This window comes from Bacteroides bouchesdurhonensis, from assembly GCF_900155865.1.
In the GTDB taxonomy this organism is placed as follows: domain Bacteria; phylum Bacteroidota; class Bacteroidia; order Bacteroidales; family Bacteroidaceae; genus Bacteroides; species Bacteroides bouchesdurhonensis.
This window is the reverse complement of sequence record NZ_LT707006.1, coordinates 4,390,249-4,405,599: the sequence shown is the minus strand read 5'-3', so window position 1 is coordinate 4,405,599 and position 15,351 is coordinate 4,390,249. Positions and strand designations below refer to the sequence as shown.

Below are 15,351 nucleotides of genomic sequence, written 5' to 3'. Positions count from 1 at the left end.
GATATCAATAAGAAAAATATATCTGGCCAATTTGAATTTGAGGCATCAGCTGCAAGCATACTTGTACCTGAAGCTACATATAAGGTATCAGTAGCAAATGGTAAATTTGAAGGCCGATCAATAGAAAGAGAACGCACTTATTACGGAAAAGATTTTTTCTTTGATACTGACCTTATATATTAAACTACTACACTACTGATCTCAATTGATACCATTTTCTATATATTTCTGAAGGTGTTGATTAGATTAAGTTTCCGGTTACTAAATAGAATATTGTTTAACCATATAAAATCAAATGCTTTATGAAAACAGAAACTAAATTAAAACTATTTCCTTCATTTCTTTTATTAATGCTATTTTCTTGCAAGGATGTAGATATTGTAGAAGAACAACCTGTTGCTGAAACACCAACGACAACAATAAGGAATGTTAATACTATTTCAGATGAGTCCAAACATCAAGCGCAGTCTGACTTTGGAAACATGCTAATGGATCAGGTTATTTACCGGGATTCTATGTACATATTAAATCTTAATGCGGAAGAAGCAGCAGATTTAAATATTCCGGATAGCCTATATAATGTTTATGTTGAATTAGTAGAAAATTTAAATGAATCAAAATGAAAAGCAAGTATTTTGTAATAATTCTGATTGTCTTTCTCACAATAACATTTAGTCAATGTGATAAAGATCGTTTTGGTGAGCGTTTTAAAAATAAAAGTTTTGTGGAGTGTTATATTAATGGTGAATTAGTAAGAGGGGAAGGATTGAGAAAAGCTTTTGAAGTCCCAGCTACTTTTCATATGAATTATGAATATACTTCTAGAGATAACATTTTTACATTTAATATCAGCAAATTTCTAGATTCCAAAAACAATAAACAGTATGATCTTAAAATATCTTTTGCTCAAAAGACTTTACCAATAATCGGGGAAAAATATTACTTTAGGAAAGAGGTTGATAATAGTAAAATATATGGTTTTGAGGATAAATTCTATGTTGCAACGATTGGAGCTGAACCTTACCTTTATCAATGTGTAGACACGTCTTTGATTCCTAAAGAAATTAGAAAAAAGTCTATAACGTTGAGAACGAACATTACGACAAGTGGTTATATTGAATTTACAAAAATAGATATCAATAAAAGAAATATATCTGGCTTATTTGAATTTGAGGCATCAGCTGCAAGCCAACATATACCTGAAGCTACCTATAAAGTATCAGTAACGAATGGCAGATTTGAAGGTCGATCAATAGAAAGAGATCGGACTTATTACGGAAAAGAATTTTTGTTCGATACTGACATTATATATTAAACTACTACACTTATGAGAAACATACTATTTATTATATGCTGCCCTGATTGTATTTAAGAATCGCTGAATTCACATTTAAATTATATCACTTTTTGCCCTCATGCCCTCACTAACTGCTGCAACCTCTTTGTTCATCGGAGTTACAGCAGTTAGAGCAATGATGGTGGCAGAGTGGGGGCAACCTTTTGCCCTCACTCTATATTCTGATTTTAATTTTCTTGCAGATGTAAGTAGATAAATGTGCATTCAATTGTAATACAGGTTGTTAAATTGCGTGATGAATATGGAGATGTACAGTGGTTATAGTAAAAAGTATAATGTGTCTGCCCTGACTTTATTATAAGTAATGAGCAGAAGTATTAATAGATTAGTTCTCCTTCTCCTATCACAAACTTTATTCTTATTAATAGTAAAGTTGTTTTTTATTAATTGAAATCTATAAATGCAAGTTGCGTTTATATAAACGAAACTTGCATTTATATAAACGAAAGCTCTGTTTTTATAAACGCAACTTGCATTTATAGTTTATATCTAATAAAGAATAATTTCTCTATTAGAGGAAAAGAAGTTAGGCATTAAATAACAGGAAGTTTGTTATTAATGAAGTGGAGAATATCTATTAATGAAGAATTTAAAAGTCATCCGTTATCTATAAAAGCTTGTATTCTGAGAATTAATAGTGTACCTTTACGGGAATTAAGTAATAAAATGTAATAGTAGAAAAATAGATAAAGTAAAATGAAGATTTCTTTAATCAGACGAGATGGATCGAATGGGAAAGAGGCTCTGAGTGTATGTGAAGCCAATGCCTTGTTCGACAAAATGAAGACAGAAACTAAACCGGGATATGTCACGGCTTTGCGCGAACTGATACCGATGTTGGAGGGGACGTATGCCCGGTACGAACATATAGATAAATTGCCGTACATTTATCCTGCCATGGAATATGCCCGTATCAAAGGAGGTGGACGAAGAATGAAACAGTATAACGGACTGGTACAGTTGGAGGTAAACCGATTGGCCGGCTTGTCCGAAATGGAACTTGTAAAGCGTCAAGTAGCACTGTTACCCCAGACTTTTGCTGCATTTTGCGGTTCTAGTGGCCGTAGTGTGAAGATATGGGTACGTTTTGCATTGCCGGATGACCGAGGACTGCCTGTGAAAGAAGCAGAGGCAGCACTGTTTCATGCACATGCCTATTTGCTGGCTGTGAAATGTTATCAACCAATGCTTCCTTACGACATTGATCTAAAAGAACCGGTACTGACACAAAAATGCCGTATGACATTGGACGAGAATCCTTATTATAATCCCGATGCAGTGCCGTTCTGCCTGGAACAACCGCTGGCAATGCCGGGGGAGGAGACATTCCGGCAACGGAAACAGGGAGAGAAGAATCTTTTATTGCGGTTGAAACCGGGATTTGAGTCGGCTAAAACTTTCACGAAGATTTACGAGGCTGCATTAAACCGATCGCTTCAGGAAATGGAGAATTGGAAACGTGGTGATGACTTGCAACCTTTATTGGTACATCTTGCCGAACATTGTTTTAAAGCCGGTATACCCGAGGAAGAGGCTGTGCGTCAGACGCTTATCCATTATTATAGCGAGGAGGATACACTGTTGATACGGCCGGTATTTCATAATCTGTATCAGGAATGCAAGGGATTCGGGCGGAAAAGTAGCGTGGGCAGGGAGCAGGAAACTGCTTTTTTGTTGGAGGAGTTTATGAACCGCCGTTATGAATTCCGTTATAACACAGTGCTGGATGATTTGGAATATCGCCAACGTGATTCCGTTCATTTCTATTTTAAAGTTGTAGATAAGCGGGTGCGTAACAGTATTTCTATCTGTGCTTTAAAAGAAGGTATCAATGCCTGGGACCGTGATGTAGACCGCTTCCTGAATTCAGAATTTGTCCCTTTGTACAATCCTGTAGAAGAATATCTTTATGATGTAGGTCGTTGGGACGGCAAAGACCGTATTCGTGCATTGGCAGACTTGGTTCCCTGCACTAATCCATACTGGAGGGAGTTGTTCTATCGTTGGTTTCTCAGCATGGTGGCTCATTGGAGAGGAATAGACCGGCAACATGGCAACAGTACTTCGCCTCTGCTTGTCGGTGCGCAGGGTTATCGCAAATCGACGTTTTGCCGTATGATCTTGCCGCCGGAGTTACGTTTCGGATATACGGATAGCATTGATTTCAAGAGTAAGCAAGAAGCGGAACGTTATTTGGGACGTTTTTTCCTGATTAACATCGATGAGTTCGACCAAGTCAATGTCAGTCAGCAGGGTTTTCTGAAACATTTGTTGCAAAAGCCTGTCGCTAACTTGCGTAAGCCTCATGGCAATACGATCCGGGAGATGCGCCGCTACGCTTCCTTTATCGGTACCAGTAATCAGAAAGATTTGCTTACCGACCCCAGTGGTAGCCGTCGTTTTATCTGTATTGAGGTAATAGCTCCTATCAACACTCATGCTACCATTAACTATAAACAGCTTTATGCCCAAGCGATGGAGGCTGTTTCCAAAGGTGAGCGTTACTGGCTGGATGACGAAGATGAGAATATCTTGAAGCAAACGAACCGCGAGTTTGAACAGATGAGTCCTTTAGAACAGCTGTTTCATTGCTTTCTCCGCCCGGCGGAAGAGGAGGAGGGTGGCGAATGGATGACATCCATGCAAATTTTGAATTATTTGCAGACGAGGACGCGCGATAAGTTGGCTATCAATAAAGTGGCAGTATTTGGCCGGACACTTCAAAAGTTGAATATCCCTTGCCGGAAATCTAGCAAGGGGACACTTTATCATTTGATGAAAATGGAGTGAATGAGGCATAGAGTGAGGGCAAACAGTTACTCTCACTCTGCTACCATCGGATCTCTCATAGCTGAAACCATGATGAATAGAGGATTTGGTGAGGATAGTGAGAGCATGAGGGCAATGATGTATACTATTTATAGGAGGTTATTACTATTTTGTAACTTTAGTGCATCCGGGATAACAATCTCTTTTCTATGCAACTCGATTAAACCGCAATCCTGCAATTCATTCAGTGTTTTGGAAATATTGAGCCGTGTATCATCCAAGCAGCGTGCCAGATCGTCCATTTTTACTTTAAAGATCTTTTCACCCTGTGGCTTTTCACAGTGCGATAGGAAGAAACGATTGATTTTACTTTTTAAATCCGGTGTTGGCTCTTCCCATAAACGAGCATAAAGATTTTGAGCACGATTACTGATAATGTTCATATAGTTGAGACGAAAAATCTCATACTTGAATAAATCATTTAGCACAAAGGATTTGCTGATATTAACAGAATGTGCTTCGGTTCTAGCTACATAAGAAGATTTATAAGTCGTACTCATACCAAACAAAGACTGTGCCTCGATCAGATAAGGAGCTTCCACTTGTTCTATTACTGTATATATATCTTCTTTTGCCCTTGTTATTATAGAAATCTCACCCTTTAGCAGAAAACAGAGTTGTTTGCATGGACTACCGCTTTCTATAATTGTTTCCCCTGCTTTATGTTTGATAAAAAGCAATTTGACCTTATCCAATATACTGGTAAAATCTTCATGGCAAAGACCTTGAAATAAAGGTAATTGGAGTAAAGTGTCGAACATTGTTTCCATGAGCTAAAATCTTTTGTTAATTTCACAAATTTACTCATAATACGATATTACTAATCTCATCTGACCTTACTTTTTGTTTTTTTTATTGTTTGAAAGCCTAAAAATAGAGTATATTTGCAATAAAAAAGGAGGATATCATGTTTGCAGGCTTTAATTGGCAGCAAATGTTCAGTGCATTTATTGCACTTTTTGCTGTAATAGATATTATTGGTTCTATACCTATTATCATAAACTTGAAAGAGAAAGGCAAGGGAGTGAATGCAATGAAGGCTACTATAATCTCTTTTGTCTTATTGATAGGTTTTTTTTATGCAGGAGATATGTTGCTGAAGCTCTTCCGGGTAGATATTGAATCATTTGCGGTGGCGGGTGCGTTTGTTATTTTCCTTTTATCTTTGGAGATGATTCTGGACATTGAGATTTTTAAGAATCAAGGACCTATTAAGGAAGCTACTTTGGTGCCACTTGTTTTTCCTTTATTGGCAGGTGCAGGCGCGTTTACTATGTTACTTTCCCTTCGGGCAGAATATGCTGATATCAACATAATTATAGCCTTGATACTAAATATGATCTGGGTTTATTTTGTGGTAAGTATGACCGGGCGGGTAGAACGCTTTTTGGGTAAGGGCGGTATTTATATTATTCGTAAGTTTTTCGGGATTATTCTTTTAGCTATTGCTGTAAGGCTATTTACTGCAAATATTACCTTATTAATAGAAGCGTTGCAAAAACACTGATTGAAATATTGAATATCAGGTAAGTCTATAGGGCATTAATATCCTCTTCCTCTATTTCATTTTCATCTGCAAAAGGATCCGGACGTTGGGGACCATGGTTTACAAAAGCAAATGCACAGAGGATTCCCATAATACCACCACTGAGATGCCCTTCCCACGACATATGGGCAGGAGAAAAATAAGGAAACATATGCCACACAATTCCTCCGTATAGAAAGGTGACTAATAAAGATATGGCAATCAGTGGAACATATTTGCGAAGAATGCCGCTGAAAAAGAGAAAGAAGGCAAGGCCGTAAACCAGTCCGCTCGCACCAATATGCCAGCCCGGTTTGCCAATGAAGAACGTGAGTATTCCGCAACCAAGCCAGATAAGTACGAAAATCCTACCGGATATTCCCCGGTAAAAGTAAAATAAACACCATGATAAAAAGAATAAGGGGAGGGTATTTGCAAATAAATGACTAAAACCACTGTGTATCAATGGATGAGTCAGAATACCTATTATCCCCCTTTTCTCCATAGGATAAACTCCCAGATGAGAGAAGTCCCAGCCCATTCCTACTTCAATCGTTTTAAGTAAGTAAAGGATAAAAATAAGGAACAAAGACCTGGCTGCAGCTAGCATGATGCGCTGAATGTCCTGCTTCATTACATTCTTTTCTTTAGATATTTTACGCAATACTACGAATATTTACACAAAATCTGAAAATAAAAAGCCTTTTTATTTTTGTTTTTATCTATAATTTGTACATTTGGGCATTATACCTATGTAGACAGTGCTCTGAGCGGTGTTTATATGCTATGGACCAAATAATTAACCTTTAAATAATGCACAACTATGAGTTATTTACGATTTGACAAGACCCTCATGACGAATCTGGAAGAATCCCTGCAACGGGAAATTCTCCGGACGAACAAAGCAGGAGCTTATCATTGTACAACGATTGTTGATTGTAACACACGCAAATATCACGGGCTGTTGGTGATTCCTGTGCCAAACCTCGACGATGAAAATCATGTGCTGCTATCTTCTCTTGATGAAACGGTAATTCAACACGGTGCGGAGTTTAACTTGGGTTTACATAAATATCAAGGAAACCACTTTAGTCCGAATGGACATAAGTATATTCGTGAGTTTGATTGTGAACATATCCCGGCGACAACTTACCGTGTTGGAGGTGTGGTTCTACGAAAAGAAAAAATCTTTGTACACCATGAGAATAGAATTCTGATTCGTTATACATTGCTTGACGCGCATTCGGCTACCACCTTGCGTTTCAGACCTTTTCTGGCTTTCCGCAGTGTGCGTGAATATACGCATGAGAACTCGCAGGCGAGCCGCGATTATCAGATTGTAGAGAATGGTATCAAGACTTGTATGTATCCCGGTTATCCGGAGCTGTTTATGCAGTTGAATAAGAAATGTGAATTTGTTTTTCAGCCTGACTGGTATCGGGGAATCGAGTATCCGAAAGAGCAGGAACGTGGATACGATTTTAATGAAGATCTCTACGTGCCTGGGTATTTTGAGGTAGATATCAAGAAAGGTGAAAGTATTGTCTTTTCTGCCGGAACATCCGAGATCACTCCCCGTAAGTTGAAACAAATATTTGATGCGGAGGTTGCCGACCGTACTCCGCGTGATAGTTTCTATCATTGCTTGAAGAATTCGGCTCACCAATTCCATAATCAACAGGGAGATGAACATTATATTCTTGCCGGTTACCCTTGGTTTAAGTGTCGTGCCCGCGATTTGTTTATTTCTCTGCCGGGATTGACACTTGCCATTGACGAGGTGGACCAATTTGAAGATGTGATGAAAACTGCTGAAAAGGCGATTCGTAACTTTATCAATGAGGAACCGGTAGGATACAAGATCTACGAAATGGATCATCCCGACGTTTTATTGTGGGCGGTTTGGGCTTTGCAGCAATATGCTAAGGAGACTTCCCGCGAACAATGCCGCCGGAAGTATGGTGAATTGCTGGTTGATATCATGGAATTTATCCGTCAGCGGAAACATGAGAATCTATTCCTGCATGAGAATGGCTTGCTTTTTGCTAACGGCGTGGATAAGGCAATTACGTGGATGAACTCTACGGTAAACGGGCGTCCGGTAATTCCCCGTACAGGATATATTGTTGAGTTTAATGCTTTGTGGTATAATGCGCTGCGCTTCATTGCCGATCTGGTTCGCGAAGGAGGCAATGTTCATTTGGCTGATTCGCTCGATGCACAAGCAGAAGTAACAGCTCAATCTTTTATTGAAGTATTCCGTAACGAATACGGTTACTTACTTGATTATGTAGACGGGAATATGATGGATTGGAGCGTACGTCCCAATATGATTTTTACCGTCGCATTTGATTATTCTCCTCTGGATAGGGCACAAAAGAAACAAGTGCTTGATATTGTAACCAAAGAGTTACTGACTCCGAAAGGGCTCCGTACATTGAGTCCGAAAAGTGGGGGATATAGCCCGAATTATGTTGGTCCTCAGATACAGCGTGATTATGCTTACCATCAGGGTACGGCTTGGCCATGGTTGATGGGATTTTATATGGAAGCCTATCTTCGTATTTATAAAATGAGTGGTTTATCGTTCGTAGAGCGTCAGCTTATCGGACTGGAAGATGAACTGACCATTCATTGTATTAGTTCATTACCCGAATTGTTTGATGGTAACCCGCCTTTCAAAGGTCGTGGAGCCGTTTCGTTTGCTATGAATGTTGCCGAAGTGCTGCGTATTCTGAAGCTGTTGTCTAAGTATTATTAAAAGGAGGAGGAACGAAGATGAAAGTTTTAATGTTTGGATGGGAGTTCCCCCCGCATATCTTAGGAGGTTTAGGAACTGCCAGTTATGGTCTGACGAAAGGAATGTCTCTGCAGAATGATCTGGAAATCACTTTCTGTATCCCTAAACCATGGGGAGACGAGGACCAAAGTTTTTTGAGAATTATCGGTATGAACAGTACGCCTATAGTCTGGAGAAATGTCGATTGGGATTATGTGAAAAGCCGTGTGGGCAGTTATATGGATCCGCAATTATACTATGATTTGCGTGATCATATTTATGCTGATTTCAATTATCTTCATACTAATGATTTAGGGTGTATCGAGTTCTCCGGACGCTATCCGGACAATTTGCATGAGGAGATTAATAATTACTCTATTGTGGCAGGTGTGGTAGCCCGTCAACAAGAGTTTGATATTATTCACTCTCATGACTGGCTGACTTATCCGGCAGGCATTCATGCCAAACAAGTGTCCGGCAAACCTTTAGTGATTCATGTGCATGCAACCGACTTTGACCGTAGTCGTGGCAATGTGAATCCGACAGTGTATGCCATTGAGAAGAATGGAATGGATCATGCTGACCACATTATGTGTGTGAGCGAACTAACTCGTCAAACGGTGATTCATAAGTATTATCAGGATCCTAGGAAGGTATCTACCGTACACAATGCTGTTTCTCCACTATCACAGGAGATCCAGAATATTGTTCCGCTAAAGAAACCGAATGAAAAAGTGGTGACTTTCTTGGGGCGTATCACTATGCAAAAGGGACCGGAATATTTCGTAGAAGCTGCTGCTATGGTATTACATCGTACGCGCAACGTCCGTTTTGTAATGGCTGGTAGCGGTGATATGATGGATCAGATGATTCGTCTGGTAGCTGAACGTGGTATTGCTGATCGTTTCCATTTTCCGGGATTCATGAAGGGAAAACAGGTATATGAAGTTCTCAAAGCAAGTGATGTATATATCATGCCTTCTGTTTCCGAACCATTTGGTATTTCTCCGCTGGAAGCCATGCAGTGTAGTGTACCTACTATTATTTCCAAACAATCCGGTTGTGCCGAGATTCTGGAAAACTGTATCAAAACGGATTATTGGGATATTCATGCGATGGCGGATGCCATTTACTCTATTTGTACTTATCCGGCAATGTACAATTACCTGAAAGAAGAGGGTAAACGGGAAGTAGACGAGATTAAATGGGAGAATGTCGGATACAAGGTACGTGGTATCTATGATGAGGTTATAAAAAATTATGGTAAACAATAAAAGATTATAGACTATGAGAACTATCTGTCTTTATTTCGAAATACATCAGATTATACATTTGAAACGTTATCGTTTCTTCGATATTGGTACTGATCATTATTATTATGATGACTATGCGAATGAAACCGGTATGAATGAAGTTGCCGAACGTTCTTACATTCCTGCGCTCAATACTTTGATTGAGATGGCTAAGAAATCGGAAGGTGCTTTTAAAGTCGCATTGTCCATTTCGGGAGTCGCTTTGGAACAGCTTGAAATCCATGCTCCGGCTGTGATCGACTTGCTTCATCAATTGAATGATACGGGCTGTTGTGAATTCCTTTGCGAACCTTACTCGCATGGCTTGTCATCATTGGCTAATGAAGATTGCTTCCGCGAAGAGGTGCTTCGCCAGCGTGATAAGATGAAACAAATGTTCGGTAAGGAGCCGAAGGTGTTCCGTAACTCTAGTTTGATTTACTCGGATGAGATTGGTGGTATGGTAGCTTCTATGGGCTTTAAAGGAATGCTGACGGAAGGTGCTAAACCTGTTTTGGGATGGAAGAGCCCTCACTATGTATATCATTGTAATCAGGCTCCCAGCTTAAAATTGTTATTGAGGGATTTCAAATTATCTGATGATATTAGTTTGCGTTTCTCTAACTCGGAGTGGGCGGAATATCCATTGTTTGCTGATAAATATATTAGTTGGATTGACGCATTGCCGCAAGAAGAACAAGTGATTAATATCTTTATGGAACTGGCTGCATTAGGCATGGCTCAGCCTTTGTCTTCTAATATTCTTGAATTCCTGAAGGCTTTGCCGGAATGTGCAAAAGCTAAAGGTATCACATTCTCTACTCCGACTGAGATTGTTACGAAATTAAAGTCTGTTTCACAATTGGATGTTCCTTATCCAATGTCATGGGTGGATGAAGAAAGAGATACTAGTAGTTGGCTGGGTAATATCCTGCAACGTGAGGCTTTCAATAAGTTGTATAGTGTGGCAGAACGTGTTCATCTCTGTGATGACCGTCGTATCAAACAGGACTGGGATTATTTGCAAGCTAGTAATAATTTCCGTTTCATGACGACTAAGAATACGGGTATCTGGTTGAATCGGGGTATTTATGATTCTCCTTATGATGCTTTTACGAACTACATGAATATCTTGGGTGACTTTATTAAGCGAGTAGATTCGTTGTATCCTATTGATGTGGATAATGAGGAGCTTAATTCTCTGCTGACTACTATTAAGAATCAGGGAGAAGAGATTGCCGATCTGCAAAAAGAAGTTGCTAAATGGCAGAATAAAGCAGAGAAGGAAGCTGTGAAAGCTGCTAAAATGGTTGCAGCGAAAAAGGAGCCGGCAACAAAGAAGCCGGTTAAGAAGGCAACTACGCGTCCTAAGAAAACTGCGAAAAATGAAGAATAGATATAATAATAGAATTTAGAGAATGGTCGCCTCTGTATAGAAAAAGAGGCGACTTTTTTATTTATATAGGTAAGTCAAATAATTATATAGAGATGAGTCAAGGTTATAATTGATTCTTCTTCCCTTTTGATATGTCAATTGCCTGATTGCAGGATTACTTTCAATAAAAATCCCTATAAAGAATAGCTCTCTTTTAGGATTTGAGCTGTTCTTTATAGGGAAATGATAGTTTTTTATATATTAGTCTCCAAAGTTAGTGGAAACGACTTCAAGCTTTAATCTATAGTTTGGATCATCAATACCTTTGCTGCCACCTTTCAGACGTACATAGCTGGGCTTTAAGTCATGCTGTACACTGATAATTTGTCTATTTTGTGAGGTCGCATTATCATAAGTAATAAGAACAGGAATGAGTAACACTTTATTCCAGTCGCTATATTTCTCCCAATCGGTTATGTTATCAACAGTTACAGTTTCTGTCTCACCTTTAGAATTAGTGAAGCTGAGTGTTATTGTTTCATGATTCTTAAACTTCTTTTCCGCTTCTTCTCTCTCTCCATCGTCCAGACAATCATTTATTAAATTTGTAATATTATTAAAAACATATTGATTGCTTGTGCTGGAATGGGTAGTTAAGTAAGATGATTTATTATCTGCCAGCTGATTTTTTTCGAAGAATGAGTCTTTATATTTCTTACGTATCAGCATTACGGTAGATGGATAAGTCATTCCAAACTTATTCTCACTTGATTGATTATAATTAGAGAATGTTAGTTTTACAGCATTTAAAGTATCTAATTGCAGTTTCTCATTGATCTCATTGATAGGAAGTGTGGCTTGAGTAAAGATACCGGCCGGAGATTTAATATAGGTATTATTATCCTGATCAATTAATTCTTGTATTTTTACCGGATCATTGCTTAATTGATTTGCTTGGATTACCTCACGGGTAGATATGAAACTGCGTTTATAATAATAGGTAGAATCTGCCGTACTACCTGACTTTTTAAGTTTTTTACCAGTTGTTTCGTCTACTGCATAACATTTGTAAACCACATTCATTTCAACTTGGAATACATAGAGTATTGTTCCGTCCCCATAATCACTTTTCACATAGACACCTTTGAAAACATCACTGAATTTATTGTAATCAAAAATTGCACCTGCTTTATCTGCTTGCCTTGAAGCTCTTAAGATTTCTCCACCGACTTTATAGGAAATGTCTTTGTCGAGATTGAGGTAGACGTAGGGCGTATAACTATCTAGGTTACGAATAGAATCCTTTACAGACAGATCAACGGCTGAATAAGCCTTGCTTCCTAATAGATCTGCCTTATCATAATAATTATTCGGATCAATATCAGTATAATAGGGATTGTCTTTGAGTTCCAATTTTTTGTTTAATTCATAAACACTTAAACGGCAAGCCGTCAATGAATCTCCGAAATAGCTGTTATACCATAAATAAAGTTCAACAGTATGGATGTTACCGATGGGTTCTCCGATTGGCTTGTTCTCATCATTGTCATAAATTAATTGGATATCATCGCTCGGCTCTATTACCATATAATTATATGGTTCACCTTTATCATTTAAAGCGTTATTTTTATAAACTCCCGGAAAAGTTAATTTCTCCGGACAGTTTATGGACGCTAGAAAACCGGCCTGATAAGCTCCAAAATAATCATCAGTAAATTTACCTACATAACCGATATTGGTTTTTGCGTAGATCTGACCAGTGGGAACGGAGTTTGTTGTCACATCAAATGTTGTTAATCTTCCGCTTATATTTTGATCGCTTTCCGGAAATATTCCTAATCCCAGTCCGGCAGTGCTATCATCACATCCCCAAAATGTGATTGCTAGTAAGGTTATCAAGGCATATTTTGCTTTCATGATCGTCGTTTCTTGATTTTTTATTCTTCTATTTGGTTTGCTGTAGCTTCCCATACCTGATCATAGAATTCGTTACAAGCATCTGCATAGTTATCCGGATTCTGGTAATCGAGTACCAATTTGCCTGATTGACGGGCGTATTCGATAATGGATTGATCTACTTTCTCGCTGTTCTGGATTACTCCGTCAGAATAATCGACTGCTAGTTTACAAAGAGTTGTATAGTCTACTGGCTCTTTCAGAGAAGCCAAATCTTTCTTAGCAATACCTTTCAACATTAGTTTGTTGGCAAAGTCTTCACTAAATGTATTCTTGAAATCATCTTCGTATACAGAAAATACTATTTTTGCATCGCGGAAGGAAGGTTCATCCTTATAAGCTCTCTTTATATAAAGAGGTGCTAATGCTGTCATCCAACCGTGACAATGAATAACGTCCGGACACCAACGAAGTTTCTTCACTGTTTCCAACACTCCTCGTGCATAGAAAATTGCACGGCTGTCGTTATCATCATATTCCACACCATTTTCATCCGCCGTTTGCAGACGATTCTGGAAATAGTCATCATTATCGATGAAATACACCTGCATACGAGCAGATTGGATAGAAGCAACTTTTATGATAAGTGGATGGTCAGTATCGTCAATAATCAGATTCATCCCCGAGAGTCTAATCACTTCATGCAATTGGTTTCTGCGTTCATTGATATTTCCCCATTTGGGCATAAAGGTTCTGATTTCACGGCCTTTTTCCTGGATTGCCTGTGGCAGGTTCCTACCTATGTTGGCCATTTCGGATGCTGAAATGTAAGGTGTAATCTCTTGTGTAATAAATAAAACTTTATTCGCCTTTGTCATAATAACAATAGTTCACTATAATATTTTGCAAAGATAGCAAAAAAAAGGAACTTTAAATAGCATATTCTTTCTTTATGTGGCAAATATTAGTTTATTTTGCAGAGTTTTTGCAAAAGACCCAAACATAAACCAATTAAAGAAAATGAAAGTAATACACACTATCAAGGACTTACAGACTGAATTGACAGTTCTGAAAGCCCAGGGTAAGAAGGTAGGACTGGTGCCCACAATGGGTGCTTTACACGCAGGACACGCATCGCTGGTAAAGCGTAGTGCAAATGAGAATGACGTAACAGTAGTGAGTGTTTTTGTAAATCCCACTCAGTTTAATGATAAAAATGATTTAGCAAAATATCCACGTACGTTGGATGCTGATTGCCGCTTGTTGGAAGATTGCGGAGTGACATTTGTTTTTGCCCCGTCTGTAGAAGAAATGTATCCGCAACCGGATACTCGTCAGTTTAGCTATGCTCCGCTGGATACGGTAATGGAGGGGGCTTTCCGCCCGGGACATTTTAATGGCGTTTGCCAGATTGTCAGCAAGTTGTTTGATGCGGTAACACCGGATCGTGCATATTTTGGTGAGAAAGATTTTCAGCAGTTGGCGATTATTCGTGAGATGGTTCGTCAGATGAAATATAAATTGGAAATTGTAGGCTGTCCGATTGTTCGTGAACAAGATGGACTGGCTTTAAGTAGCCGGAATAAACGTTTGTCAGCTGAAGAACGTGAAAATGCCTTAAAAATTTCTCAGACAATCTTTAAAAGTCGTACCTTTGCAGCCTCGCATACTGTAAGTGAGACGCAAAAAATGGTGGAAGATGCGATAGAAGATGCTCCGGGATTACGTTTGGAGTATTTCGAAATTGTAGATGGAAACACTTTGCAAAAGATAAGCAATTGGGAGGATACTTCATATGCAGTTGGCTGTATAACAGTGTTCTGTGGTGAAGTTCGTCTGATTGATAATATTAAATATAACGAACTCTAATTTAAAAGACGAAACCTTATGATGATTGAAGTGTTGAAGTCTAAAATTCATTGCGCACGTGTCACAGAGGCCAATTTGAACTATATGGGTAGTATCACGATTGATGAAGACCTACTGGATGCAGCGAACATGATCCCGGGAGAAAAGGTGTATATCGCTGATAACAATAACGGCGAACGCTTTGAAACCTACATTATCAAAGGTGAGCGAGGTTCCGGTAAGATTTGTCTGAATGGTGCTGCTGCCCGTAAGGTGCAACCAGATGATATTGTGATTATTATGTCGTATGCACTAATGGATTTTGAGGAAGCGAAGGCGTTTAAACCGACTGTGATTTTCCCGGATCCGGCAACGAACAAAGTAGTGAAGTAAGAGAGAACAATTCTTTTATATGAAAAAGAAAATCCTTGATTGCATAAGCAGTCAAGG

Annotated in this window: 13 protein-coding genes and 1 pseudogene; 10 read left to right on the top strand and 4 right to left on the bottom strand. The window is 38.8% G+C overall.

Annotated features, from left to right (window positions below; translation table 11 throughout):
* The 4 genes and pseudogenes from CZ225_RS23760 to CZ225_RS19275 form a co-directional block, all read left to right on the top strand.
* A pseudogene (locus tag CZ225_RS23760) lies at positions 1-183 on the top strand (hypothetical protein); the annotation flags it as partial.
* A 119-nt stretch (positions 184-302) separates the two neighbouring features.
* Positions 303-623: a hypothetical protein gene (locus tag CZ225_RS19285; RefSeq protein WP_077155095.1), complete on the top strand. Its 321-nt coding sequence runs from the start codon at positions 303-305 to the stop codon at positions 621-623.
* On the top strand, positions 620-1,315 hold the full coding sequence (locus CZ225_RS19280; RefSeq protein ID WP_077155094.1) for a hypothetical protein: 696 nt from the start codon (positions 620-622) through the stop codon (positions 1,313-1,315). The genes CZ225_RS19285 and CZ225_RS19280 overlap by 4 nt, the downstream gene beginning before the upstream one ends.
* 738 nt (positions 1,316-2,053) lie before the next feature.
* The gene (locus CZ225_RS19275; protein WP_077155093.1) at positions 2,054-4,147 is read left to right on the top strand and encodes a BT4734/BF3469 family protein; all 2,094 of its coding nucleotides are present in this window, start codon (positions 2,054-2,056) and stop codon (positions 4,145-4,147) included.
* A gap of 128 nt (positions 4,148-4,275) precedes the next feature.
* Here CZ225_RS19275 and CZ225_RS19270 read toward each other — a convergent pair whose 3' ends face one another.
* Positions 4,276-4,956: a Crp/Fnr family transcriptional regulator gene (locus CZ225_RS19270; protein WP_077155092.1), complete on the bottom strand. Its 681-nt coding sequence runs from the start codon at positions 4,954-4,956 to the stop codon at positions 4,276-4,278.
* Between the two features lie 137 nt (positions 4,957-5,093).
* Between CZ225_RS19270 and CZ225_RS19265 the strand changes: the two genes are divergently transcribed.
* Positions 5,094-5,693, top strand: a complete 600-nt coding sequence (locus CZ225_RS19265) for a MarC family protein (RefSeq protein WP_073349455.1) — start codon at positions 5,094-5,096, stop codon at positions 5,691-5,693.
* Positions 5,694-5,718: 25 nt separating this feature from the next.
* Here CZ225_RS19265 and CZ225_RS19260 read toward each other — a convergent pair whose 3' ends face one another.
* Positions 5,719-6,345: a rhomboid family intramembrane serine protease gene (locus CZ225_RS19260; RefSeq protein WP_077155091.1), complete on the bottom strand. Its 627-nt coding sequence runs from the start codon at positions 6,343-6,345 to the stop codon at positions 5,719-5,721.
* A gap of 189 nt (positions 6,346-6,534) precedes the next feature.
* On the opposite strand from CZ225_RS19260, the gene CZ225_RS19255 reads away from it, so the two are divergent.
* Genes CZ225_RS19255 through CZ225_RS19245 form a run of 3 tightly spaced genes read left to right on the top strand, consistent with a single transcriptional unit; the run spans position 6,535 to position 11,178 of the window.
* On the top strand, positions 6,535-8,472 hold the full coding sequence (locus tag CZ225_RS19255; protein ID WP_077155090.1) for a glycogen debranching enzyme N-terminal domain-containing protein: 1,938 nt from the start codon (positions 6,535-6,537) through the stop codon (positions 8,470-8,472).
* A gap of 17 nt (positions 8,473-8,489) precedes the next feature.
* Positions 8,490-9,764 carry a glycosyltransferase gene (locus CZ225_RS19250; RefSeq protein WP_077155089.1) on the top strand — a complete coding sequence of 425 codons (1,275 nt, stop codon included), beginning with the start codon at positions 8,490-8,492 and terminating at the stop codon, positions 9,762-9,764.
* Between the two features lie 13 nt (positions 9,765-9,777).
* Positions 9,778-11,178 (top strand): glycoside hydrolase family 57 protein, encoded by a 1,401-nt coding sequence (locus CZ225_RS19245; protein WP_077155088.1) that lies wholly within the window; start codon positions 9,778-9,780, stop codon positions 11,176-11,178.
* A 240-nt stretch (positions 11,179-11,418) separates the two neighbouring features.
* Here CZ225_RS19245 and CZ225_RS19240 read toward each other — a convergent pair whose 3' ends face one another.
* Positions 11,419-13,074, bottom strand: coding sequence for a BamH family beta-barrel-assembly machinery protein (locus CZ225_RS19240; protein WP_077155087.1), 1,656 nt, complete (start codon positions 13,072-13,074; stop codon positions 11,419-11,421).
* Between the two features lie 20 nt (positions 13,075-13,094).
* On the bottom strand, positions 13,095-13,931 hold the full coding sequence (locus CZ225_RS19235; protein ID WP_077155086.1) for a glycogen/starch synthase: 837 nt from the start codon (positions 13,929-13,931) through the stop codon (positions 13,095-13,097).
* A gap of 142 nt (positions 13,932-14,073) precedes the next feature.
* On the opposite strand from CZ225_RS19235, the gene panC reads away from it, so the two are divergent.
* Entirely contained in the window at positions 14,074-14,922 is an 849-nt protein-coding gene (gene panC, locus CZ225_RS19230; protein ID WP_077155085.1) for a pantoate--beta-alanine ligase, read from the top strand.
* A gap of 18 nt (positions 14,923-14,940) precedes the next feature.
* Positions 14,941-15,294: an aspartate 1-decarboxylase gene (panD, locus tag CZ225_RS19225; RefSeq protein ID WP_077155084.1), complete on the top strand. Its 354-nt coding sequence runs from the start codon at positions 14,941-14,943 to the stop codon at positions 15,292-15,294.
* Positions 15,295-15,351: the final 57 nt, after the last annotated feature.